Below are 22,312 nucleotides of genomic sequence, written 5' to 3'. Positions count from 1 at the left end.
TGATGAATTACGACATCCCATCATTGCTATGCGACACAATGGCCGGATCGCGAAGGATTTTTTCAGGCGACCCTCCTCTGCTCGGCGCTCACGGCAGCGCCGATCGCAGCGCAACAAGCGGCGAGCTCGCGCGCGGCCGCTGGCGACAAGTGCACGAGGCGGAGATAAGTGTGTGGAAGCCCGTAACCACAAGTATAACCACACGGTATGCCAGCATGACGCAGCCGTTCAGCGAACATTTCGCCATGCGGCAAAATCGGGTCGAGTTCCGCGGTTGCCACGAAGCCAGGTGGCAATCCGGCAAAGGACTTGGCGGAAAGCGGCATGGCATAGGCATTGCCCGCCAGGTCCTGCTTGCCGAAATACGCCGTCACATAGTGGCTGACTGCTTCCTGCGAGACACCAGCCGAATGGCCCGCGGCGACCCGTGTCGTCAGCGCGGGATAGATGAGCACCTGCAAAAGGATGCGCGGCCCGCCATGATCCCTGATCCACAGGCAGAGACCGGCGGCCAGGTTTCCGCCGGCACTGTCCCCCGCAACAACCAGGCGATCGGGATCGAGCCCCTTGCTACGGCCTTCCCGGACCACCCAATCGACCGCAGCGAGGCCATCCATCAGCGCGTCTGGGAAGACGTGTTCCGGCGCCAGGCGGTAATCGAGACTAAGAACCGCAACGCCTGCCTCGGCGCACATCCTGGCGACCGGCAAATCATGGCTCTCCGGCGATCCGAGGATCCAGCCGCCACCATGAAAGTAGATCACGACGGGAAGGTTCGCTGCCTCGCTACCCAACGTCGAAGGCCGATATAGAAGGGCCCGAAGCTCACCCCTGGGCACGCCGATCGAGATCGTCTCGGCAGTGACACCTGCCGGGCGTGGCGCATGGTACCGCTGCCAATAGGCGTCATAGATACGCCTTTGCTCTATCATGGGCAGGGCGTCATAAGCCGGGGTAAAAACCAAGTCAGAATCTGCGATAAAGGCAGCAACTGCCTCATCCGCCGGTTTAGACGCTGCATTCATTCGACTTTCGCCCCCAAACTGCCCGGCTCTTGCGTCCGGCGCGTGCGACACTGCATCATCCCGGCCCATAACTCAAATCATCAAGCTTGACCGATCGATCATGCCGCCAGCCCCCGCCAACGACCAGACCGTGACGATTGGCTTCCTGCTGATGCCGCTCTTTTCCATGATGGCCTTCGTTTCGGCGATCGAGCCCTTGCGCGTCGCCAATCGCATGGCCGAACGCCAACTCTATCGTTGGGAAGTCATCTCGCGCGATGGCAATCCGGTGACGGCGTCGAACAATATGTCGCTGGCGGCAGACCACGCCATCGCGAAGCATCCCAGCTATCCCATGATGGCGATATGCGCGAGCTTCAACCCGTTGCGGCACTTCGATGCCACGTTGAAACAATGGCTGCAGCGCCAGAATGCAGCTGGCATCGAGCTTGGATCGATCGATACCGGCGCATTCCTGCTGGCGCGCGCCGGGTTGTTGGACGGCTATCGCGCCACCACCCATTGGGAGAGTCTTGATAGCTTCAGCGAGGCCTTCCCCAAGGTCGAAGTCGAGAACGCCCTCTATGTCATCGACCGCAACCGTTGGTCCTGCGCAGGTGGAACGGCGTCCCTCGATCTCATGCTGCACATGATCCGGCGCCAGCATGGACACCGCCTGGCTGCGGCCGTCTCCGAGCAGTTCATTCACCCGGAAATTCGCGGTCCGGATGACCGGCAGCGGATGGAACCCAAGGAACGACAGGGTATCAGCCATGCCGGTCTGTCCCGCGTCATCAAGCTGATGGAATCGCGGCTCGAAGAGCCGGTCATGAGCGCGGCCCTCGCCAAGACCGCCGGCATGTCACTGCGCCAGTTGGAACGCCTCTTCGATCGCTTTTTCGGCATGTCGCCGCGCCGTTACTATCTTGATCTGCGGCTGCAGCGGGCGCGATCCATGCTGCAATACACCGACATGTCGATTGTCGAGGTCGCCGTTGCCTGCGGCTTCGGGTCGGCGGCGCATTTTTCCCGCAGCTATCATGCCTGGGCGGGCAAGGCACCGAGTGCCGAAAGACGCAGGCCGGCCCTGGGGATCATGCCCGTTCTTCGCTAGTGCGAGAGTTGTGGTCGCGTCGTAATTCGTCAAGCGCTTGTCGAAATGCGTCAACCCGTCAATGGCGCCCCGCGCCAGCATCCCGGGCATCTGAAGAATCCATATTCATGCCGCAAAGAAAGAGCCAGTCATGAACTACGAAGTGATCGTCACCTGCGCTGTTACCGGTGCCGGCGATACTGTTGGCAAGCATCCCGCCATTCCGGTGACGCCCAAGCAGATTGCCGATGCGGCGATCGAGGCCGCCAAGGCCGGCGCCACCGTGGCGCATTGCCATGTGCGTGACCCCCAGACCGGCAAGGGCAGCCGTGACGTGAACCTCTACCGCGAAGTGGTCGACCGGATCCGCTCCTCAGGTACCGACATCATCCTCAACCTCACCGCCGGCATGGGCGGCGACCTTGAGATCGGCGCCGGCGAAGATCCGTTCAAATTCGGCAAGGCGACCGACCTCGTCGGTCCGCTCACCCGCCTTGCGCATGTCGAAGCTCTGCTCCCGGAAATCTGCACCCTCGATTGCGGCACGCTCAATTTCGGTGATGGCGACTACACCTACATTTCCACGCCGAACATGCTGCGCGCCGGCGCCAAGAAGGTGATGGAACTCGGCGTGAAGCCGGAACTCGAGATCTTCGATACCGGCCACCTGTGGTTTGCCAAGCAGATGCAGAAGGAAGGCCTGCTCGGCGACAACCCGATGTTCCAGCTGTGCCTGGGCATTCCATGGGGTGCCCCGGCCGACACCACGACGATGAAGGCGATGGTCGACAACCTGCCGCAAGGTGCCATCTGGGCCGGCTTCGGCATCGGCCGCATGCAGATGCCGATGCTGGCGCAGGCCATGCTTCTGGGCGGCCATGTCCGCATCGGCCTCGAGGATAACATCTGGCTCGACAAGGGCGTCCATGCCTCGAACGGCACGCTCACCGAGCGCGCCTGCGAAATCATCACCCGCCTCGGCGCCCGCCCGCTCACCCCGGCCGAAGGCCGCAAGAAGCTCGGTCTCAAGGCCCGCGGCTAAATCTGAACGCAAGGACGAACGATCATGATCTCGAATATCAAGAAGGCGGCCATTGTCGGCACCGGCGTCATCGGCAGCGGCTGGGCCGCGCGCTTCCTCGCAGCCGGCCTCGATGTCATCGCCTGGGATCCTGGCAAGGGTGCCGAAGACCAGCTCCGCAAGAACGTTGCCAATGCCTGGCCGGCGCTGGAGAAAGTCGGCCTGAAGCCGGGTGCCTCCCAAAGCCGCCTCACCTTCGTCTCGACCGTCGAAGAAGCTGTGCGCGATGCCGATTTCATCCAGGAAAGCGCACCGGAACGCGAAGATCTGAAGGTAAAGCTGCACGCCCAGGTGACCGCAGCGGCCAAGCCCGATGCCATCATCGGCTCGTCGACCTCCGGCCTGCTGCCGACCGATTTCTACAAGGAAGCGAAGAACCCGGAACGCTGCCTCGTCGGCCATCCGTTCAACCCGGTCTACCTGTTGCCGCTGGTGGAAGTCTGCCCCAGCAAGTGGACAGCGCCGGAAGCCGTGCAGACCGCGATTGCATTCTACAAGTCGCTCGGCATGCGTCCGCTCCACGTCCGCAAGGAAGTCCCGGGCTTCCTCGCCGACCGTCTCCTCGAAGCCGTGTGGCGCGAAGGTCTTCACATGGTGAAGGACGGCTATTGCACCACGGGCGAACTGGATGACGCGATCCGTTTCGGCTTCGGCATCCGCTGGTCGTTCTTTGGCATGTACATGATCTATCACATGGCTGGCGGCGAAGCGGGCATGAAGCACTTCCTCGAGCAATTCGGCCCCGCGTTGGAGCTGCCGTGGACGCATTTGAAGGCCCCGCCGCTCACCGACGACCTCATCAACAAGATCGTCGAAGGTACCGAGGCCCAGGCCGGCACGCATTCGATCAAGGATCTCGAGCGCCTGCGTGACGATTGCATCATCAGCGTGATCAACGCGATCACCGAAGCCAAGGCCAAGCACGGCTGGAAGTACGAGGACTAATGCGATGAGCGCCCTGCCCAGCCGAATAGGTTTGAGGCCGCATCGCGAGGTGGTCCGGCCCGAATGGGCCGACTACAACAAGCACCTCAACGACGCCTTCTATCTGGTCATCTTCAGTCATGCGACCGACCATATGATGGACCAGATAGGGCTCGATGCGGCGGGGCGGGAGCGCAGCCATCATTCGCTGTTCACGGCCGAGCTTCACCTCAATTATCTAAAAGAGGTAAAGGTCGGTGCGGACGTGCGCGTGGAAACGACGTTCCTTGGATTCGATGCCAAACGCCTGCACATCTTCCACACGATGTATGTGGGCGATGGGACCGAGCCAGTCGCCACCAACGAGCAGATGCAGCTCTCGATGGACATGACGGGACCGCGTGTCGCGCCGTTCCAGCCAGATGTTCTGGCCGCGATCGAAAAGATCGCCGCCGAACATGCCAAATTGCCGAAGCCGGCCCAGATGGGCCGCGCGATTGGAATGCCGCCTAAAAAGGGGTGACGAACATGAATTTCGGATTGACCAGCGAGCAGCAGATGCTCGTCGAGGCGACGCGCGCCTTCGTGGAAGCGGAACTCGTACCTTACGAGAACGAGGTCGAAAAGACCGATAAGGTCCGTCCGGAACTCATCAAGCAGATCCACGAACGTGCCATCAAATCCGGATTCTATGCCGTCAACATGCCGGAAGAGCTTGGCGGCGGCGGCCTGGATCATGTCGCCCTCACCCTCTTTGAGCGCGAATTGGGCCGCACCAGCTTTGCCCTGCAATATGCCGTGCATCGCCCCAGCAACATCCTGCGCGCCTGCAATGACGAGCAGAAGGAACGCTATCTGCTGCCGACCATTCGTGGCGAGCGTGTCGAGTGCTTAGGGATCACCGAGCCGGATGCTGGCTCCGACGTCCGCTCGATGAAGACGCGCGCCGAAGCCGATGGTGACGACTTCATCCTCAACGGCACCAAGCATTTCATATCCTATGCCGATGTCGCCGATTACATCATCCTCTTTGCCGCCTCCGGCGTCGAGGAAACCAAGCGCGGCCCGAAGAAGCTGATCACCAGCTTCCTCATCGACAAGGATACACCGGGCCTCGACGTCCGCATGGGCTCACGTTCGGTCAGTCATCGCGGCTTTCACCATTGCGAGCTCGTCTTCGACAATTGCCGGGTCCACAAGCGGCAGGTCCTGGGCGAAGTACATCATGGCTTCGACGTCGCCAATACCTGGCTGGGTGCCACGCGGTTGACCGTCGCCGCGCAATGCGTCGGCAGAGCACAGCGCGCCATGGAGATGGCAACCGAATGGGCCGCCACCCGCAAGCAGTTCGGTCAAACGATCGGCAAGTTCCAGGGTGTTTCGTTCAAGCTTGCCGATATGGCGACGGAAATCGAAGCCGCCAACCTGCTGGTCATGCAGGCCGCCTGGAAGACCGCCGAGGGCACCGTCCAGGACCAGGACTATGCGATTGCCAAGCTGTTCGCGACCGAGATGCTGTCGCGGGTCACCGACCAGGCTGTGCAAGTCTTCGGTGGCATGGGATTGATGGAAGAAACCGGTATCGAGCGCTTCTGGCGTGACGCCCGGGTGGAACGCATCTGGGACGGCACGTCCGAGATTCAGCGCCACATCATTTCGCGTGCCCTGCTCCGCCCCTTCGAAGCCTAAGGAGCGGCAGCGGCCCGGCGTCTATACGACGGGCCGCATGTCAGCTCACTGACCCTTGAAGTCGGCTTTGCGCTTCTCGGCGAACGCCTTGACGCCTTCCTTGGCATCGGCCGATTCATCGGCCGCTTCATAGGTCTTCATCTTGCCGGAGCGGATGAGCTTGAAGCTGTCTTCGATCGATTCCGCTTCCATATAGCGGATGCATTCCTTGAGCGCCTGAACCGTGACCGGCGCGCCGGTCGCGATGAGGTCGGCCCATTCGCGCGCCGCCGCCATCAGCTTTTCCTTGGGCACAACTTTGTTGACGAAGCCATAATGGGCTGCTTCCTGCGCCGGCATGCGGCGGCCGAGCAGCAGGATTTCCATGGCGATATTATGCGGCAGGCGCTTGGGCAGCCGCTGCACACCGCCGGAGTCCGGCACGATGCCCAGCGGCAATTCGGGCAATGAAAACTCGGCATGCTCGACGGCAATCACCAGATCGCAGGCCAGGGCCAATTCCCAGCCGCCGCCGATGCATAGACCGTTGACTGCGGCGATCACCGGTTTGTTGAGGTCCCACAATTCGGTGAGGCCAGCAAAGCTGCCGGGGCCGTAATCATGCTTCCACCACTTGCCGACCAGGTTCTGCGCGGCAGCAGCCTTGAGATCCCAGCCGGCCGAGAAGATCTTCTCGCCAGCCGCCGTCACGATGCCGACACGCAAATCGGGATCGTCGCGCAACAGGCAAAAGGCGTGTCCCAGCTTGCGCGACGTCTCTATATCGATCGCATTGACCTTGGGCCGATCGAGCGTGATTTCCAGCACATGCCCCCGACGCTCGAGCTTCACGGCTTCTGACATTTCGCATTCTCCCTGACACGCGGCTCACCCCCTTTTGCATAGGGGGCGCATCGTGGATTGAATGACGAATTCCGACAAGAGCCGCCAATATTGCGACATTCCGGGCGGGGGCACCTTTTCTAACGATCGTTCATGCGCATGCCGGCGCTTGACGGATCAGACCTTTTAATCGGCGACTTTGACCACGAGTTTGCCGAAATTTTGCCCCTTCAGCAGGCCGATGAAGGCTTCCGGCGCCTTCTCCAGACCGTGGACGATGTCTTCCTTGTATTTGATTTTGCCAGCGTGCAGCCAGGCGGCGACGTCACGGCGAAAATCGGCCGCCTGTGCCGCAAAGTCGCTCACGATAAAGCCGCGCAAGGTCAGGCGTCTGGATAAGACTGCCCGCATCGTCATCGGCAATCGGTCCGGACCGGGCAAGGCGCCTTCGTCATTGTAATGTGCGATCAGCCCGCAAACGGGTACGCGCGCGAAGTCGTTAAGCAGCGGAAAGACTGCTTCCCACACATGCCCGCCGACATTCTCGAAATAGATATCGATCCCCTTGGGGCAAGCGGCCGCCAATTGCGCAGCGAAGTCCGGCGCCTTGTGGTCGAGCGCCACGTCGACGCCCAACTCTTCGCGAAGGTAGCGCACCTTGTCCGCACCGCCGGCAATGCCAACAACGCGGCAGCCTTTCAGCCGGCCGATTTGTGCGACCAGAGACCCGACCGGGCCACTGGCCGCCGCCACCACCAATGTTTCGCCGGCCTTTGGCTGTCCGATATTGAGCAAGCCGGTATAGGCCGTCATCCCCGGCATCCCCAGTACACCCAAAGCCGTCGAGATCGGCGCGATCGTGGGATCCACCCGTTGCAAGGGCGCACTGGTCGCGGTGCCATCGGACACGGCGTGGCTTTGCCAGCCGGTGCGGCCCTGAACAATATCGCCGACCTCAAATCCGGGACGACGTGAAAGCACCACGCGGCTCACCGCCCCGCCTTCCATCACGCCGCCGATTTCCACCGGTTGCGCGTAGGATTTCGAAGCGCTCATACGCCCGCGCATATAGGGATCGAGCGACAGGAACAGCGTCTGAAGCAGGACCTGGCCATCGTTGAGTTCCGGAATGGCCGTCTCGACCAGCCGGAAATTCTCTGGCTTGGGTTCCCCACTTGGCCGCGATGCCAGAATAATCTGTCGGTTCATACCGTTCAACATTTCACACTCGTCCTTCTAACCAGCCACCGCTGTATCCGATGATGTATGATTCAAATTAGGCCAAATTCCGGCGGTGTAGCGGCCCCTAAAGGAGCATTCTTCTCCGGCAAATCCAATAAATTCTTATAATTCATCAAATGTTCAATAGCCTCGCTCAGTTTTCAAGACCTACCATTTTTCACACTTCATTTTTATCTGTTAGTTTAAATATCACATCGCGTGGGTTTAATTCAATTGACCCCTGCCATGCGGATGCTACATCCATTCACATAGACAATTGTATTTAACGCTGGACATTGTGTGAAATGCCCAGCGCGGATCACGGCCATGCAGATCGACACCTTATCACCTGATATCGTCGCCAGACCCCAGGAGACACCTGCCGGCCAGGATGCCGTCGCACGCCAGCTCAACGAGCGTTTTGCAGATGCTTCGCCGCAAGAGATTCTTGAAGCGGCCATTCATGAACTGTTTCCAGGGCATATCGCCCTCGTCTCGTCGTTCGGCGCCGAATCCGCTTTGCTGTTGCACTTCCTTGCCGAGGTCGACCGCAGCGTCCCGATCCTCTTCCTCGATACCGGCAAGCATTTCGACGAAACGCTGATGTACCGCGACATTCTGGCCGGGCGCTTCAATTTCCAGGACATGCGTGCGATCGAGCCGGATCTTGCCGCCATCGCGCAGCATGACCCGCACGGCAAGCTGTGGGAGACCAATCCCGATCTATGCTGCCAGCTGCGCAAAGTTGACCCGTTGCAAAGGGCACTGGGGCCGTTTGACGCCTGGATCACGGGGCGCAAGCGGTATCAGAGCCGCGCACGGGCCGCGCTCCCGACCTTCGAGTACCTGGATGGGCGGATAAAGGTCAATCCACTCGCGCGCTTCACGGCCGCGGATATCGAAGCCGCGTTCAAGCAGTTCAAGCTGCCACAGCATCCACTCTATTACGACGGATTCAAATCGATCGGCTGCAAGCCCTGTACCCTGCGCGTCGCCGATGGAGACGACGCACGCGCTGGTCGCTGGGCTGGCACCGACAAGACCGAATGCGGCATCCACCGCTGATCTCAAGGCACAGAAGACAAAAAATGACCCACGTTCAACAGTCCCAATCCGATCTCGACCAGTTGGAGGCGCAGAGCATCTTCATTCTGCGCGAAGCCTATAGCCGCCTGAAGCCGATCACCATGTTGTGGTCGCTCGGCAAGGACTCGAACGTGATGCTGTGGTTGGCCAAGAAGGCCTTCCTCGGCCACGTCCCCTTTCCGGTGACCCATGTCGATACCGGCAAGAAGTTCCCGGAAATGTACGAATTCCGCGATCGCTACGCCAAGGAATGGAACCTCAACCTCATTGTCCGCGACTGCCCGCCGGTCGACGAGATCGACCCCAGCCTGCCGCCGGCTGCACGCTCGGCGGCGCGCAAGACCATTGGCCTCAAACGCACCATTGCGGAGTTTGGCTTCAAGGGCGTCATTGCCGGTATTCGCCGCGATGAGCAGGCAACGCGCGCCAAGGAGCGCGTCTTCAGTCCGCGGGCCGATGGCGGCGCGTGGGATTTCCGCGACCAACCGGCCGAGTTCTGGGATCACTTCAACGCCAGTCTGCCGGACGGCGCCCATATGCGCATCCACCCGCTGCTCGCCTGGACCGAGCTCGATATCTGGCGCTATGTGCAGCGCGAGAATATTCCGCTGGTCCCGCTCTACTTCTCGAAGAACGGCAAGCGCTACCGGTCGCTGGGCGATCAGGACATCACGTCGCCGGTCGTCTCGGATGCCAGTTCGCTGGACGAGATCATTGCCGAGCTGCGATCGACGAAGACCTCCGAGCGTGCTGGCCGTGCCATGGATCACGAGCGCGAAGACGCCTTCGAGCGCTTGCGCGCGTCTGGCTACATGTAAGTGACGGCTTAAGGATATTGGATATGACCGTTCTCCCCCTCAAGACGCCCAAAGCCATCGCCAACAGCGCCAATGACGACGCACCGGCGAACCAGGCGCGTTTTCCCTTTGCCATCGTCGGACACGTCGATCATGGCAAGTCGACGCTGATCGGTCGCTTGCTGCATGACACCGGAAGCCTGCCGGAAGGCAAGCTCGCCGAGCTTCAGGCCGCCAGCGACAAGCGCGGCGGAACGCTCGAATGGTCATTCCTGCTCGACTCCTTCCAGGCCGAGCGCGACCAGGGCATCACCATCGACACGACGCAGATCTTCTTCACCACGGCAAAGCGGCCCTATGTCATCATCGATGCGCCGGGTCATAAGGAATTCCTGAAGAACGCCGTCTCCGGCGTTGCCCAGGCCCAAGCGGCACTTCTGGTGATTGATGCTGCCGAAGGCGTTCGCGAACAGTCGCGGCGGCACGCGCTCATCCTGCAATTGCTTGGCTTGCGGCAGGTGGCCGTCATCGTCAACAAGATCGACCTCATCGAATTCGATCAGGCGCGTTTCCAGGCCGTGGCGCGCGAAATCACCGCCTTCCTTGCCGAGCTGGGCCTGTCGCCCAAGGCCATCGTGCCGATCTCGGCCCGCCACGGCGACAATGTCGTCGAGCGTTCGCCCCAGACCGCATGGTATAAAGGCGAGACCGTGATCGAACTCCTCGACGGGTTCGAAGCCGCGCGTCCCGCGACCGAACTGGCGTTGCGCCTGCCGGTGCAGGATGTTTTCAAGTTCGACCATCGCCGTCTCGTCGTCGGCCGCATTGAAAGCGGTCGCATCAAGGTGGGTGACACGCTGACCTTTGCCCCCAGCGGCAAATCGGCCAAGGTCGCCACCATCGAGGCCTGGAATGCCGCGCCGCAGATTGTTGCCGGCGCCGGCCAATCGGTGGCGTTGACGCTGGATGACGAACTCTTCATCGAACGCGGCATGGTGGCGACGCATATTGAACGCCAGCCGCATCTCACCCATGAAGCCTTGCTGCGCCTCTTCTGGCTCGATCAGGAACCGCTTGAGCCCGGCGACCGCATTACCCTGAAGGTGGCCACATCCGAATATTCGGTTGCCGTCGAAGGTATCCGTGCCGTGATTGATGTCGATTCCCTTGAGCGGCAGGTGGCCGACCGCGTTGGCCAGAACGGCATTGCCGAAGTGCTCGTGCGCAGCCGGTCATTGATGGCCGTTGATCTGGTCGATGAGTTGGCCAAGACGGGACGGGCCGTTCTGGTTCGTGACGGTGACATCGTCGGTGGCGCCGTCATTCTGGGTCGCGCCGGCGAAGCGAAACTCGCCGAGGAACCGCGGTTGATCTTCAGCCCGGATCATCTGGTGACCAACGCCGCCCGTGCCTCAGCCAACGGTCACCAGGGGGCGGTCATCTGGCTGACGGGCCTGTCCGGCTCCGGCAAGTCGACCCTCGCGATGGGCTTGGAGCGAGAACTCTTTGCCAGGGGTCGCCAAGCCTATGTCCTTGATGGCGATGCCTTGCGCTCTGGGCTCAATAACGACCTGGGCTTCGGTCCGGAGGCACGCGCCGAGAATATCCGACGCACCGCCGAAGTTGCGCGCTTGTTCGCCGATGCCGGGTTGGTGGTCATCACCTCGCTGATCTCGCCCTATGCGGCGGAGCGTGAAAGGGCGCGCAACATCATCGGCGCCAACTTCCACGAAGTCTATGTGAAGGCTGATTTGGCAACCTGCGAGGCCCGCGATCCAAAGGGCCTCTATGCCAGGGCCCGTGCCGGCGAAATCAAGAACTTCACCGGTATCGATGCGCCTTATGAAGCGCCAGGCAGCGCCGACCTCGTCATCGACACTGCCGCAATCGGCCCGGATGCCGCATTGCTGGCATTGCTCGGCTATGTCGAAAGTGCCACCCGGTCCACCAAAGCGGCGCAGAGTGCCTCGGCCTGATCAGGCCAAAGGCTCGTTCAGCGCCATTTCGATGCCCTTCGCCAGCTCGCGCTGGCCGAAGGGCTTCGATAGAATGTGGAGGCGCCGTTCCGGCTTCTCCGGCAGTTCGGCATAACCCGTGGCGAGCAAGATCGGCACGCTGGGCCAATCCTTCCAGACCGCGCGCGCCAAATCCAATCCATTCATCTGCGGCATCGCCATGTCTGTGATGACGATGTCGAACTGGCTTTCCTGTTTGAGGGCTTCGATCGCCTCGAGCGCGGAGTTCGCCTCTTTCACCTTGTGTCCCATATCCTCAAGCATCGCTGCGGTATTCATCAATACCAGTGCATCATCGTCGACGGCCAAGATGCGCAGTCCACGCGGTGGCGCGGAAGCCGGCTCGACCACCGTCGCCTGAAGTGCCGCCGCTGCCCCGGCTGCTGCTGGAAGCCATAATTCGGCTGTGGTGCCGGAGTCCGGCGCACTTTTAAGGATCAGTCGCCCACCCAATTGCTCAAGCAAACCGTGGACCTGCGAAAGGCCCAATCCGGTGCCTTTGCCGACGCCCTTGGTCGTAAAGAACGGCTCCTTGGCGCGTGACAGGATTTCGTCGTTCATGCCGGTGCCCGTGTCGCTGATGGCAAGACATACAAAGCTGCCAGCAGCCAGCCCATAGTCGTTGCCCGCAGCGATGTCCGCATTGCGCGCCGTGATGACCAGGGCGCCGCCTGCAGGCATGGCATCGCGGGCGTTGACTACGATGTTAAGCATCGCCGCCTCGAGCTGATTGGCATCGGCCATCACCGCATCGACATCGTCGGCGATATCGACCGTCACCTCGATCGCTGGTCCAAGCGATCGACGTATAAGGTCCTTTATGCCGGATATCACCGTTGGTAGTTCGAGTGGCTGGGCATGCAATGTCTGGCGCCTGGCGAAGGCGAGCATCCGCTGCGTCAGCGACGCGCCGCGATTGGCGCCTTGAACGGCATTCTCGATGAACCGTGCCAGTTTCGGATCATCCGGCAGGCGCTTCTTGGCCAATTCCAGGCTGCTGAGGATCGCCATCAGCAGATTGTTGAAGTCATGGGCGACACCACCGCTGAGCTGGCCGATCGCCTCCATCTTCTGCGCCTGGAACAGCGCTTCTCGGGTGACTTTCAGCTCCGCCTCGGTAGTCATCCGATCGGTAACATCGCGGGTGATCTTGGCAAAACCGATGAGTGCGCCGCTCCGGTCATGAATGGGATCGACAATCACATTTGCCCAAAAACGCGTGCCGTCCTTCCTGACGCGCCAGCCCTCTTTCTCGAACCGCCCGGCTTCCTGTGCGGTGGCCAGCGCAACCTCCGGCCACCCGGCCTCGCGATCTTCTGGCGTGTAGAATGTCGAGAAATGCTGGCCCAGAATCTCGGCAGCCGAATACCCTTTGAGGCGCTGCGCCCCGGGATTCCAACTGGCCACCCGCCCAGAGGGGTCGAGCATGTAGATGGCATAATCGGTAACGGCATCGATCAGCAGACGATAATGGTCGTCCACCGTCCCCAAGGGTGCCTGTGGCGCCCTCTCAGTCCCCAGAATGGCCATTGTCCATGTGCTTTCAGACCTCTCCCCGAACGCAACAACTCGGTCGCCGCAGAAAGGTTCCGGCCTTGGTGCCCGCTGCCGGACTCGAACCGGCACGAGGCTTTCGCCTCTCAGGATTTTAAGTCCTGTGTGTCTACCAATTCCACCAAGCGGGCATCCGATTCAGTGGCAACGGAAGCGACATAGCTTGTTGCGTCCGGGGTGGCAACTGATCCCAGACCCGATCTGGTTTGGCAGGACAAAACAAGACCAGCATTCCGTCCGAGACGGCTAGGCAGATCATCACAGGAAGCGTACAACTGCGGGCTCATGATGCACTGCACAATACTAAATTGCTTGCCGAGAGCGGCATAGCATCGGCCGGCAGGAGGGCTGACCCTTGGGACGCGACGATCGCCTAGATCTCATCCGTGGCTATGCCATGGCCGTCATCGCGCTCACCCACCTCAATGTCATATTTGACAACTTAGGGATGCAGCAACGCCAGCTGCCGGTTCCCGGCGACTTCAGCTTCACGTCGGCTGCGGAACTCTTCTTCCTGCTCTCCGGCTACATGGTCGGCATGGTCTATGTCGGCCGCGGCAACGTTGTCGCCAAGACCCTGTCACGTGCCGGAGAAATATACCGGATCAATCTGGCGGCCTTCGCCGTGGCGCTCGCTATCGCCTGGCTGGGTGGGTCTGAACTGGCCGCGGCGACCGATGCGGACTATACCCTCGCCGCGCCATTGCGGGGCATCGTCGAATTCCTCCTGATGCGGCAGCACCCTTATTTGCTGGGTGTCCTGCAGGTCTATGTACTTTTCATGTTGCTGACGCCACTTGCCGCAGCGCTGTTGCAGCGCTCCACCTACCTGCTCGCTCTGCTTTCACTTGCGCTTTACATCGCCGTGCAACTCAGTCCGCACTGGAATTTTTACGGCGGCGGCCCGCATGACACGCCGCGGGCGTGGAATTTCAATCCGTTTGCCTGGCAGCTCCCATACTGCATCGGCATGATCGCCGGTACCGCGCGCTGGCATGTATCCTTGCTCAACTGGATCGGCGCAAGAAGCTGGCGCGCCTGGGGGCTACTCGGCATTGCCATCGGGTTTACGGTTCTGCACCGGCTTGACGTGCGCGATTTGATCGACATTCCGTTTACGGACAAGGCCAGCCTTGGCGTCACGCGCCTGGTCAACACGGCGATCCTGCTCGGTGCCCTGGCAGCTTTGCTGGTCATTTGTCGCGGTTATCTCGGCTGGTGGCCGTTCCGTCTGCTGTCGATGCTGGGCCGCCAGACGCTCTATTGTTACGCCGCCAGCATCGTCATCACCTATGCGGTCGGCTGGGCCTGGCTGAGCAGCGGTCGTGCCTATTCGGTCTATTTCCTCAGTGCCGCAGCCTTGATGATCGTGCTCCTCGCGGTTGCCTATGGCCGCGAAAGACTGACGAAGCGCCCACCGCAGCGGGCCATTGCAGGCACCTGAGCGTCAGCCAGCAGGTTCGCCCTCGATCGGGTCGGCGCCCAGTTTCTTGATGATGGCGTGCAGTGCTCCAGCGGCCCGGTCGATCTCGGCCTTGTCCGTGCCGCGGATGACGAAACTGGCGCCGAACTTGCCCTGACGGAAGAAGGGATAAGAGCCGATCTCGAGAGCAGGATGCCGGTCCTGCAGTTCCCCGAGGTCCTTGGCGATGACGCCTTCGCCGATATACCCGGATACGGTGCGCGATAGCACCGGATCGCCGCCCCGCAGGCCTCCTTTGAGCCCATCGAACATGGCTTGGCAGATGCGCGGCACACCAGCGAGGACAAAAACATTGCCGATCTTGATCCCGGGGGCGATCGAGACGGGATTGTCGATCAACTCCGCCCCTTCCGGCGTGTGCGCCATGCGCATGCGTGCCTCGGTAAGGTTCTCGGGCCCGTAATGATCGGAGAGGAGCCGCGCCGCAACCGGGTGCAGGATCAGCGGAACGCCGAATGCCTTGGCAATGGCGGCTGCCGTAATGTCGTCATGCGTCGGCCCGATGCCGCCGGTCGTGAAGACATAGTCATGCCGGGCGCGCAGCTCGTTCACCGTCGCGATGATCGTGGCTTCGACGTCCGGGATGAAACGCCCTTCGGTCAGGCGAATGCCGATCCCGGTCAGGCCCGCCGCGATATAGCCCAGGTTGAGATCCTTGGTCCGGCCGGACAGAATTTCATTGCCGATGACAACAACGGCCGCGGTAACGATCTTAACGTCGCTCATGTTGGCCCTCTATTGCCGCACATAGCCAAAGGCCTGCATGCATTCCTTGACGACATCGTCATAACGCTTTTCCGATTGGTAGCCGGACATGCCGCTATCGGCCAGCGGGTCGCCGAAGGCCCCGCCCCCTTGGGTCGCCGCGATATCCTGGTCGATGCCACGGTCGACCTTGGTCTGGGATCTCGCCTCCGCCTCGCAGGCATCGAGATCGGTCCGGGCCTGGTCCGGGTCCACGCCGGGCTTTGTCCAAGTGCTGCCCTGGTCGAAATAGGAACAGCCATTGAGCAGTCCCAGGGTCGCGGCAAGAAGGAAGAAACGACGCATCATGGAATTCCTTATCGAAAGTGGCGGTAACTTGCCGGGAATGCCCGCCTGATGCAACAAGGGCAGCCCGCAACCCGATTTTCAGACGGCAGAACGTCGCAGCCATGCAATTCGATCCACCGCTCCAACCCGCCCGCCTGGTGCGCCGCTACAAGCGGTTTCTGGCCGATATGCTGTTGCCGGACGGGCGAACGGTCGTGGCGCACTGCCCAAATCCGGGTTCGATGCTGGGTCTTGCCGCGCCAGGATCCCCTTGCTGGCTCTCGGCCAAAACCGCCAAGGGCCGCAAACTCGATTTCGGCTGGGAAATCGTCGAAACGGCGGATGGCGCCAAAGTCGGCATCAATACCGGTTATGCCAACCGGATCGTTGCTGAAGCCTTGGCCAGGGGCGTCATCGCCGTCTTGCCGGCAGCCGGCGGCTGGCGTCCCGAAGTGACTTTTGGCGCCGGCACGCGGTTCGATTTCTGCCATACTGCCGATGACGGCCAACTGACATTTCTCGAGGTGAAGAGTGTCACCCTGTCCCGCGCAAAGGGGCTTGCCGAATTTCCAGACTCACGGACCGAGCGCGGCGCCAAGCATCTGCGCGCGCTGATGTCCGCCAAAGCGTTGGGCCACCGCGCGGTGCTCGTCTTTCTGGCCCAACGCGGCGATTGCCCCGAGATGCGCATCGCCCAGGACATCGATCCCGCCTATGCAGAGACCCTCATCCAGGCGCGAAATTCGGGCGTCGAAATTCTCAGTTACGCTTGTGAAGTTACGCCAACAGAAATTTCCTTAGTGAAATCAATAACTTTGAATGAATGAGGAAAGCGCGGCGGATGGTGCCGGGGGTTGCGCCGCTTCCGGTCGGGGCGTATCTATCGTTAACTCTATTCATTGATTTCAGGACAAGCGAAGCGGCCCATGCAGAAGAAGGACGTAGAGAGCGATTGGATCGACGACGGCGAGAAGATCAAGCTGCACAAGGCGCCTGACTTTGCCGCCATGCGCAAGGCTGGCCGGCTTGCCGCCGAAACGCTCGATTTCATCACGCCCTATGTGATCCCCGGCGTGTCGACCGAGGCGCTCGACAAGTTGTGCCACGACTTCATCGTTGAGCGAAAAGCGATCCCGGCACCGCTCAATTATCGCGGCTTTCCAAAGTCGATCTGTACATCGATCAATCACGTCGTTTGCCATGGCATTCCCGGCGCGAAGAAGCTCCAGGACGGCGATACAATCAATATCGACGTCACCGTGATCCTTGATGGTTGGCATGGCGACACCAGCCGCATGTACAATGTCGGCAAAGTGGGCGTTCAGGCGCAACGCCTCACCGACGTCACTTATGAAGCCATGATGCGCGGCATCGAGGCGGCACAGCCCGGTGCTACCCTCGGCGATGTCGGCTACGCCATCCAAAGCTTTGCCGAAAAGCAGAAGTTCTCGGTCGTGCGCGATTTCTGCGGTCACGGCATCGGCAAGGTCTTCCATGATTCACCCTCGGTCCTCCATTTCGGCCGCAAGGGCACCGGCCCCGAAATCAAACCGGGTATGTTCTTCACCGTCGAGCCGATGATCAATGCCGGCACCTGGCAGGTGAAGATCCTCGACGATGGCTGGACCGCGGTGACACGCGACAAGAAGCTGTCGGCCCAGTTCGAGCACACGGTCGGTGTGACCGAAACCGGCGTCGAGATCTTCACCACGTCACCGGCGGGACTTGATCGACCGCCCTATGCCGCCTAAGGCCAATACCGAAGTCCAGTCCGAGAAGCCGCATTATCACGGCCATCGCCAACGGCTGCGCGAGCGCTTTCTGGCCGGCGGCGCTGATGCGCTGGCCGAATACGAGCTGCTGGAACTGTTGCTCTATCTCGCCATACCGCAGCGGGACGTGAAGCCGCTCGCCAAGGATCTCATTCAGCGTTTCGGCAGCTTTGCGGGCGTCATGGCCGCGGATCCAGCACAGCTCATGGAGATTTCCGGCATCAAGGAGAACAGCGCCGTCGCCATCAAGACGGTCCAGGCCGCCGCGCTGCTGATGCAGCGCCAGCAGGTGCTGGACAAGCCGGTTCTATCGTCCTGGAAGGCGGTGTTGGAATACTGCCACTCGGTCATGGCGCATGAACAGAATGAACAGTTTCGCCTGCTGTTCCTCGACGGCAAGAACGCGCTTATCGCCGACGAAGTGCAGAGCCGGGGCACGGTCAATCACGCGCCGGTCTATGTGCGTGAAGTGGTGAAACGCACGCTCACGCTGGGGGCTACGTCCATCATCATGGCGCACAACCATCCGACGGGCGACCCGACCCCATCGCGCGATGACATCGAGATGACTCACGCCATCCAACAGGCCCTGGACCCCGTCGGCGTCCAGGTTCATGACCACATCATCATCGGCCGCAAGGGCCACGCCTCGCTCCGCTCCATGGGCTATATGGAAGCGGCAAAGCGCCGACGCACTTGAGCGCTCAATCGTGATACTTATCCGATCGGATGAAAAAATTCCGCTTCCGGAAGAAGTGGGGGGCCTACCGAGCCCTCTGCAGGCCATTCATCCTGGCGCAGCAACTAACTGATACAATTATCTAAAAATACCGCCAGCCAGGGACGTCATGGCATGGGGACTGGCTTCGACACAATTCTGCGCTCACACCATAATGGCAGCGCCGGACCCCGAATTTAACATTCTAGTAACGATCCTGCCCCTATCGTTTTCAGATCAAAAGAAACTGCCGACTGCGCGTTCCTGACGCAGATCTGCGACAACCGAACAACACGCATACGAGAAGCCCATTGATCGCCACCGACGTTCGCATGCTGGTCGATCTCGCCCGGGACAAGTCCAGCCAGGGGCGGTCCAGCCTTGTCACTGCCATCGGCGATTTGATGGACGATTCCGGCCGTATCCTGACGTTGCAGGAAAAGGCCTTGATGAACGACATCTTGAAGAAGCTGATTCAGGATGTGGCGCGCCCCATTCGCAAAGCGCTTGCCGAGAAGCTGTCGCAATCGCCGAACGCGCCGCATGAGATCGTCAATCTCCTCGGCAATGATGATTTCGATATCGCGTCTCCGGTTCTCCTCAAAAGCGATCTTCTGAGTGACGAGGACCTCGTCGAGATCGTGCGCCATCGCACACTCAGCCATCGCTTGGCGATCGCCATGCGCCGCAGTGTCAGCACGGTCGTCAGCGACGCACTGGTCGGCACCAATTCAGTCGATGTGATCAAGACGCTGCTGGAAAACCACGGTTCCCAAATCACCGAAGCCACCATGTCCTATCTGGTGCAGCAGTCGGAAAGTGTCGACGAGTTCCAGGAACCGCTGCTGCGCCGCAAAGACCTGCCCGTCGATCTGTCCAAGAAAATGTATGTCTGGGTCTCGGCGGCGCTGCGTCAGTACATCATCGAGCACTATCCGGTAGACAAGGCGACTTTGGATTTGACCGTCGCAAAGGTTGCGGAAGACATCGCCGATCACGATGGCGAGAGCAGCACGCGCGCCGAAGACGCCGCGATGGCGCTCGCCGAGCAGTTGGCCAAGCGTGCTGAGCTGACGGCCGACATGCTGGTCAAGACGCTACGCCGCGGTGAAATCGCCTTGTTCGAGGCCATGCTGGCGCAAATGATCGGGCTGCGCCCGCAGATCGCGCGCAAGCTAATCTACGAAGATGGCGGCGAAGGCCTCGTCATTGCCTGCCGAGCAAGCAATATCAACCGAACGGATTTCACGGCGCTGTTCCTGATGCTGCAGCGGGCACGACCGACTGAGCTCGCCAACAATCCCTATCAACTGTCGCGATCGATGGAAATGTTTGACCGCTTGAAGCCGGACACGGCACGCAAGGTGGTGGAACGCTGGAAGATCAATCCATTCTTCCTGAAATCCATCCGGCGACTGGAAAACCAGTCGCGCTGAGGTGGGCATGCGAGACAAACTCCGTCTGGTCAAGCCAGAGCCGGTTGTCTCCCGCCAGCCAACCGCCGAACAGATCAAGCAGATATTCGCGCAACGGCTGTTCGACTTCACGTCGCCACTCTATCTGGTAGACAAGGACGGCCGTCTGACCTGGTCCAACCTGCCCTATCGCCAACTGGGGGAGCGCCTGGCGCTGCGCGACGGTGTCGTCGAACTGCTGCCGATCAATACGCTCCTCCGTGAAGCCGAAGACCGCGACCGCGTCGTGCGCCGGGATATCGCCGTGACACTCGACGGCCAGACACAGACCTTGCATGCCCACCATGTTCCCCTGGCGGACAAGCAAGGCAAGGCCATCGGCCTTGCCGGCCTGATTGCGCCGGTCGATGCGACGGCAAAGATCTCTGCCGACCTTGCCATGGCGCAGGAGCGCTTCGACGATATCGTCCGGCTGACCTCCGACTGGGTCTGGGAGATCGATCCGGATCTCAACGTCACCATGCTGTCGGACCGTATCACAAAGATACTCGGGTACCTGCCCCAGGAGCTGGCCGGGCGACCGCTCGACTGCCTGGCCGACAGCGAAGCCGGCACCATCGCCTTGCGGCAGCGCTTTGTTCCGATGACGCCGTTTCGCGATCACCGCTTTGAAGCGCTGACCAAATCGGGCGAGGCGCGCCTTTTCCTGCTGAGCGGCGTGCCGACCTTTTCCGCCGCAACCGGCGCCCATACTGGCTTCCGTGGCACGGCCAATGACATAACCGTTCTCGTTCGCCGCGAGCACTCGTTGATCCTGGCCAAGGAAGCCGCCGAAATCGCCAATCGGGCCAAGTCCGACTTCCTTGCCAATATGAGCCACGAATTGCGCACGCCGCTCAATTCAATCATCGGATTTGCCGATCTGCTGGCGCGACAGGTCGCCGAAATGCCGTCCCATGGGCGCGCGAACGAATATGCCGGTGACATTCGGGAGAGCGCCAATCATCTCCTCACCATGATCAACGACATCCTCGATCTCTCCAAGATCGAGTCCGGGCGGCTGCACCTCAACGAGGAAGAGATCTCGATCCCGATGCTGTGCGACCCGGTCCTGCGCGCTTTTCAGGACCGCATACGTGGCGGCGAGCTCTCGCTGTCCAGCGAAATACCCAATGATCTGCCGCTGGTCCTGGTCGATCAGCGCCTGACCCGCCAGATCCTGGTCAATCTGCTCTCGAACGCGGTCAAGTTCACGCCTGCCGGCGGCAGGATCACCTTGCGCGCCTATCGCCAAGAAGGCAGCGATCTCGTCATCGAGATCGAAGACAACGGCATCGGCATCCCGGAAAAGGACATCGACCGGGTTCTCGAGCCTTTCGTCCAGGCGGAATCGCATCGCGCGCGCCGCTATGGTGGCACGGGCCTTGGCCTTGCGCTTTCGCGACGCCTGGCGGAATTGCATGGCGGTCGCCTCAGCCTGATCAGCCAGCCGGATTACGGCACCAAAGTCGGCCTGCATATTCCGCCGAGCCGCCTTTGCTGACGCGGCTCATCCAGCAAACCCATCAAGAAATGCCGCGAGATTGCGCCCGAGTTCCGGACAGAGATAGCCGCCTTCCTGGACCAACACGCTGGGCAGTTTCAGCGTTGCCAGCTTCCCGGCGATACGACGAAATCCAGCCTCGGTAACGGCCAGCCCGGCGAACGGATCGCCCTCAAAGGCATCCAGCCCCAAAGCGACAACCAGGGCCTCGGCACCAAACGCCCGCACCTTGTTTAAGCCGACATCCAGCGCAGCCAGGAAGGCGTCGTCGCCACTGCCCAACGGCAACGGCAAGTTGAGGTTAGCACCCAGCCCCTCGCCTTCGCCGATCTCCGCGGCATGCCCCCAGAAGAACGGATAGAAATCGGCAGGGTCGGCATGAACCGATACGGTGAGGACGTCGCCCCGGCCATAGAATATGCCCTGCGTGCCATTGCCGTGATGCAGGTCGACATCCACCACCGCAACCTTGCCATACTTGCTGCGCAGCAATTGCGCGGCGACGGCACTGTTGTTGACGAAGCAGAAGCCGCCGGCCATGTCGGCAAAGGCGTGATGCCCGGGCGGGCGGCACAACGCATAGGCTGCCCCGCCTGCGGCAAGCACTCTTTTGGCCGCCGCAATGGCGCAATCGGCACTGGCGAGAATGGCGGGCAGACTGTCCCCGTCGATCGGGCAAGCTGTATCAGCCATGTGATATCCCGCCTGACCGACGATGGACCGAGGATAGCCCACATCGCGGCTATTCGGATGGATATTGGGAACAATGGTCTCGGCGGCACCCGGCAATTGCCGCCACCGCTCATGCCCGGTTTCGAGGAAAGCCAGATAGCGGTGATCATGAATGGCGGCGATGGCTGAACGGTCACCGGCCGGCGGGGCATCCAATCGATGACCGGCAGCGAGCAACGCCTCTTTTAGCGCTGTCGCGCGCTCCGGCTTCTCGGGGCACGGTTTCCATTGTCCGCGCACCAAAAATTCACGCGGTGCATGCCGCAATTGCACGTCGGAGAAGAATACCTGCATGACCCGGCCTTCGCTGCGATCTTCGGGGTCGCAGCAT

General features: G+C 61.0%; 21 protein-coding genes and 1 tRNA gene. 14 read left to right on the top strand and 8 right to left on the bottom strand.

Annotated features, from left to right (window positions below):
* Positions 1-62 precede the first annotated feature (62 nt).
* Positions 63-1,025 (bottom strand): alpha/beta hydrolase, encoded by a 963-nt coding sequence (locus tag SMD31_RS19595; protein ID WP_320502630.1) that lies wholly within the window; start codon positions 1,023-1,025, stop codon positions 63-65.
* Positions 1,026-1,125: 100 nt separating this feature from the next.
* Between SMD31_RS19595 and SMD31_RS19590 the strand changes: the two genes are divergently transcribed.
* The 5 genes from SMD31_RS19590 (at position 1,126) to SMD31_RS19570 (ending at position 5,791) form a co-directional block, all read left to right on the top strand.
* Entirely contained in the window at positions 1,126-2,118 is a 993-nt protein-coding gene (locus tag SMD31_RS19590) for a GlxA family transcriptional regulator (RefSeq protein WP_320502629.1), read from the top strand.
* Positions 2,119-2,248: 130 nt separating this feature from the next.
* Entirely contained in the window at positions 2,249-3,139 is an 891-nt protein-coding gene (locus tag SMD31_RS19585; protein WP_320502628.1) for a BKACE family enzyme, read from the top strand.
* A 24-nt stretch (positions 3,140-3,163) separates the two neighbouring features.
* The gene (locus tag SMD31_RS19580; protein ID WP_320502627.1) at positions 3,164-4,123 is read left to right on the top strand and encodes an L-carnitine dehydrogenase; all 960 of its coding nucleotides are present in this window, start codon (positions 3,164-3,166) and stop codon (positions 4,121-4,123) included.
* 4 nt (positions 4,124-4,127) lie between these two features.
* Positions 4,128-4,625: a thioesterase family protein gene (locus SMD31_RS19575; protein WP_320502626.1), complete on the top strand. Its 498-nt coding sequence runs from the start codon at positions 4,128-4,130 to the stop codon at positions 4,623-4,625.
* A gap of 5 nt (positions 4,626-4,630) precedes the next feature.
* Positions 4,631-5,791, top strand: a complete 1,161-nt coding sequence (locus tag SMD31_RS19570; protein WP_320502625.1) for an acyl-CoA dehydrogenase family protein — start codon at positions 4,631-4,633, stop codon at positions 5,789-5,791.
* A gap of 45 nt (positions 5,792-5,836) precedes the next feature.
* Here SMD31_RS19570 and SMD31_RS19565 read toward each other — a convergent pair whose 3' ends face one another.
* Together SMD31_RS19565 and SMD31_RS19560 are read right to left on the bottom strand one after the other, a co-directional pair.
* Complete coding sequence (locus tag SMD31_RS19565; protein WP_320502624.1) at positions 5,837-6,634, bottom strand: enoyl-CoA hydratase-related protein; 798 nt, start codon at positions 6,632-6,634, stop codon at positions 5,837-5,839.
* Between the two features lie 165 nt (positions 6,635-6,799).
* On the bottom strand, positions 6,800-7,822 hold the full coding sequence (locus SMD31_RS19560) for an NADP-dependent oxidoreductase (RefSeq protein WP_456077541.1): 1,023 nt from the start codon (positions 7,820-7,822) through the stop codon (positions 6,800-6,802).
* A gap of 339 nt (positions 7,823-8,161) precedes the next feature.
* Here SMD31_RS19560 and SMD31_RS19555 point away from each other — a divergent pair, with 339 nt between their 5' ends.
* Genes SMD31_RS19555 through cysC form a run of 3 tightly spaced genes read left to right on the top strand, consistent with a single transcriptional unit; the run spans position 8,162 to position 11,693 of the window.
* Positions 8,162-8,899, top strand: coding sequence for a phosphoadenylyl-sulfate reductase (locus tag SMD31_RS19555; RefSeq protein ID WP_320502622.1), 738 nt, complete (start codon positions 8,162-8,164; stop codon positions 8,897-8,899).
* A gap of 23 nt (positions 8,900-8,922) precedes the next feature.
* Positions 8,923-9,738: a sulfate adenylyltransferase subunit CysD gene (gene cysD, locus SMD31_RS19550; RefSeq protein WP_320502621.1), complete on the top strand. Its 816-nt coding sequence runs from the start codon at positions 8,923-8,925 to the stop codon at positions 9,736-9,738.
* 23 nt (positions 9,739-9,761) lie between these two features.
* Positions 9,762-11,693 (top strand): adenylyl-sulfate kinase, encoded by a 1,932-nt coding sequence (gene cysC, locus SMD31_RS19545; RefSeq protein WP_320502620.1) that lies wholly within the window; start codon positions 9,762-9,764, stop codon positions 11,691-11,693.
* Here cysC and SMD31_RS19540 read toward each other — a convergent pair whose 3' ends face one another.
* A complete protein-coding gene (locus SMD31_RS19540; protein WP_320502619.1) occupies positions 11,694-13,214 on the bottom strand; it encodes a PAS domain-containing sensor histidine kinase in 1,521 nt (506 codons plus the stop codon).
* Positions 13,215-13,328: 114 nt separating this feature from the next.
* A tRNA-Leu gene (locus tag SMD31_RS19535) sits at positions 13,329-13,417 on the bottom strand.
* Between the two features lie 224 nt (positions 13,418-13,641).
* Between SMD31_RS19535 and opgC the strand changes: the two genes are divergently transcribed.
* A complete protein-coding gene (opgC, locus tag SMD31_RS19530) occupies positions 13,642-14,730 on the top strand; it encodes an OpgC domain-containing protein (RefSeq protein ID WP_320502618.1) in 1,089 nt (362 codons plus the stop codon).
* Positions 14,731-14,733: 3 nt separating this feature from the next.
* Here opgC and SMD31_RS19525 read toward each other — a convergent pair whose 3' ends face one another.
* A complete protein-coding gene (locus SMD31_RS19525) occupies positions 14,734-15,495 on the bottom strand; it encodes a competence/damage-inducible protein A (protein WP_320502617.1) in 762 nt (253 codons plus the stop codon).
* A gap of 9 nt (positions 15,496-15,504) precedes the next feature.
* A complete protein-coding gene (locus SMD31_RS19520; protein ID WP_320502616.1) occupies positions 15,505-15,822 on the bottom strand; it encodes a hypothetical protein in 318 nt (105 codons plus the stop codon).
* Positions 15,823-15,923: 101 nt separating this feature from the next.
* On the opposite strand from SMD31_RS19520, the gene sfsA reads away from it, so the two are divergent.
* The 5 genes from sfsA to SMD31_RS19495 all read left to right on the top strand — a co-directional run bounded on the left by sfsA (position 15,924) and on the right by SMD31_RS19495 (position 21,249).
* Positions 15,924-16,628: a DNA/RNA nuclease SfsA gene (gene sfsA / locus SMD31_RS19515; RefSeq protein ID WP_320502615.1), complete on the top strand. Its 705-nt coding sequence runs from the start codon at positions 15,924-15,926 to the stop codon at positions 16,626-16,628.
* Between the two features lie 99 nt (positions 16,629-16,727).
* Positions 16,728-17,552: a type I methionyl aminopeptidase gene (gene map / locus SMD31_RS19510; RefSeq protein WP_320502614.1), complete on the top strand. Its 825-nt coding sequence runs from the start codon at positions 16,728-16,730 to the stop codon at positions 17,550-17,552.
* A complete protein-coding gene (gene radC, locus SMD31_RS19505) occupies positions 17,542-18,273 on the top strand; it encodes a RadC family protein (RefSeq protein WP_320502613.1) in 732 nt (243 codons plus the stop codon). The genes map and radC overlap by 11 nt, the downstream gene beginning before the upstream one ends.
* Before the next feature lie 329 nt (positions 18,274-18,602).
* Positions 18,603-19,727 carry a DUF2336 domain-containing protein gene (locus tag SMD31_RS19500; protein ID WP_320502612.1) on the top strand — a complete coding sequence of 375 codons (1,125 nt, stop codon included), beginning with the start codon at positions 18,603-18,605 and terminating at the stop codon, positions 19,725-19,727.
* A gap of 7 nt (positions 19,728-19,734) precedes the next feature.
* Entirely contained in the window at positions 19,735-21,249 is a 1,515-nt protein-coding gene (locus SMD31_RS19495; RefSeq protein WP_320502611.1) for a PAS domain-containing sensor histidine kinase, read from the top strand.
* A gap of 6 nt (positions 21,250-21,255) precedes the next feature.
* Here SMD31_RS19495 and SMD31_RS19490 read toward each other — a convergent pair whose 3' ends face one another.
* Positions 21,256-22,275: a histone deacetylase family protein gene (locus SMD31_RS19490; RefSeq protein ID WP_320502610.1), complete on the bottom strand. Its 1,020-nt coding sequence runs from the start codon at positions 22,273-22,275 to the stop codon at positions 21,256-21,258.
* Positions 22,276-22,312: the final 37 nt, after the last annotated feature.

The sequence above is a fragment of the Dongia rigui genome, assembly GCF_034044635.1.
Taxonomy (GTDB): Bacteria; Pseudomonadota; Alphaproteobacteria; order Dongiales; family Dongiaceae; genus Dongia; species Dongia rigui.
This window is presented reverse-complemented; position numbering and strand designations above follow the sequence as displayed.

What these genes read in the sequence shown, in the direction of transcription:
- SMD31_RS19595 (WP_320502630.1), bottom strand. Translation starts at nt 1,025, where the DNA reads ATGAATGCAGCGTCTAAACCGGCGGATGAGGCAGTTGCTGCCTTTATC.
- SMD31_RS19590 (WP_320502629.1), top strand. Translation starts at nt 1,126, where the DNA reads ATGCCGCCAGCCCCCGCCAACGACCAGACCGTGACGATTGGCTTCCTG.
- SMD31_RS19585 (WP_320502628.1), top strand. Translation starts at nt 2,249, where the DNA reads ATGAACTACGAAGTGATCGTCACCTGCGCTGTTACCGGTGCCGGCGAT.
- SMD31_RS19580 (WP_320502627.1), top strand. Translation starts at nt 3,164, where the DNA reads ATGATCTCGAATATCAAGAAGGCGGCCATTGTCGGCACCGGCGTCATC.
- SMD31_RS19575 (WP_320502626.1), top strand. Translation starts at nt 4,128, where the DNA reads ATGAGCGCCCTGCCCAGCCGAATAGGTTTGAGGCCGCATCGCGAGGTG.
- SMD31_RS19570 (WP_320502625.1), top strand. Translation starts at nt 4,631, where the DNA reads ATGAATTTCGGATTGACCAGCGAGCAGCAGATGCTCGTCGAGGCGACG.
- SMD31_RS19565 (WP_320502624.1), bottom strand. Translation starts at nt 6,634, where the DNA reads ATGTCAGAAGCCGTGAAGCTCGAGCGTCGGGGGCATGTGCTGGAAATC.
- SMD31_RS19560 (WP_456077541.1), bottom strand. Translation starts at nt 7,822, where the DNA reads ATGAACCGACAGATTATTCTGGCATCGCGGCCAAGTGGGGAACCCAAG.
- SMD31_RS19555 (WP_320502622.1), top strand. Translation starts at nt 8,162, where the DNA reads ATGCAGATCGACACCTTATCACCTGATATCGTCGCCAGACCCCAGGAG.
- cysD (WP_320502621.1), top strand. Translation starts at nt 8,923, where the DNA reads ATGACCCACGTTCAACAGTCCCAATCCGATCTCGACCAGTTGGAGGCG.
- cysC (WP_320502620.1), top strand. Translation starts at nt 9,762, where the DNA reads ATGACCGTTCTCCCCCTCAAGACGCCCAAAGCCATCGCCAACAGCGCC.
- SMD31_RS19525 (WP_320502617.1), bottom strand. Translation starts at nt 15,495, where the DNA reads ATGAGCGACGTTAAGATCGTTACCGCGGCCGTTGTTGTCATCGGCAAT.
- SMD31_RS19520 (WP_320502616.1), bottom strand. Translation starts at nt 15,822, where the DNA reads ATGATGCGTCGTTTCTTCCTTCTTGCCGCGACCCTGGGACTGCTCAAT.
- sfsA (WP_320502615.1), top strand. Translation starts at nt 15,924, where the DNA reads ATGCAATTCGATCCACCGCTCCAACCCGCCCGCCTGGTGCGCCGCTAC.
- map (WP_320502614.1), top strand. Translation starts at nt 16,728, where the DNA reads ATGCAGAAGAAGGACGTAGAGAGCGATTGGATCGACGACGGCGAGAAG.
- radC (WP_320502613.1), top strand. Translation starts at nt 17,542, where the DNA reads ATGCCGCCTAAGGCCAATACCGAAGTCCAGTCCGAGAAGCCGCATTAT.
- SMD31_RS19495 (WP_320502611.1), top strand. Translation starts at nt 19,735, where the DNA reads ATGCGAGACAAACTCCGTCTGGTCAAGCCAGAGCCGGTTGTCTCCCGC.
- SMD31_RS19490 (WP_320502610.1), bottom strand. Translation starts at nt 22,275, where the DNA reads ATGCAGGTATTCTTCTCCGACGTGCAATTGCGGCATGCACCGCGTGAA.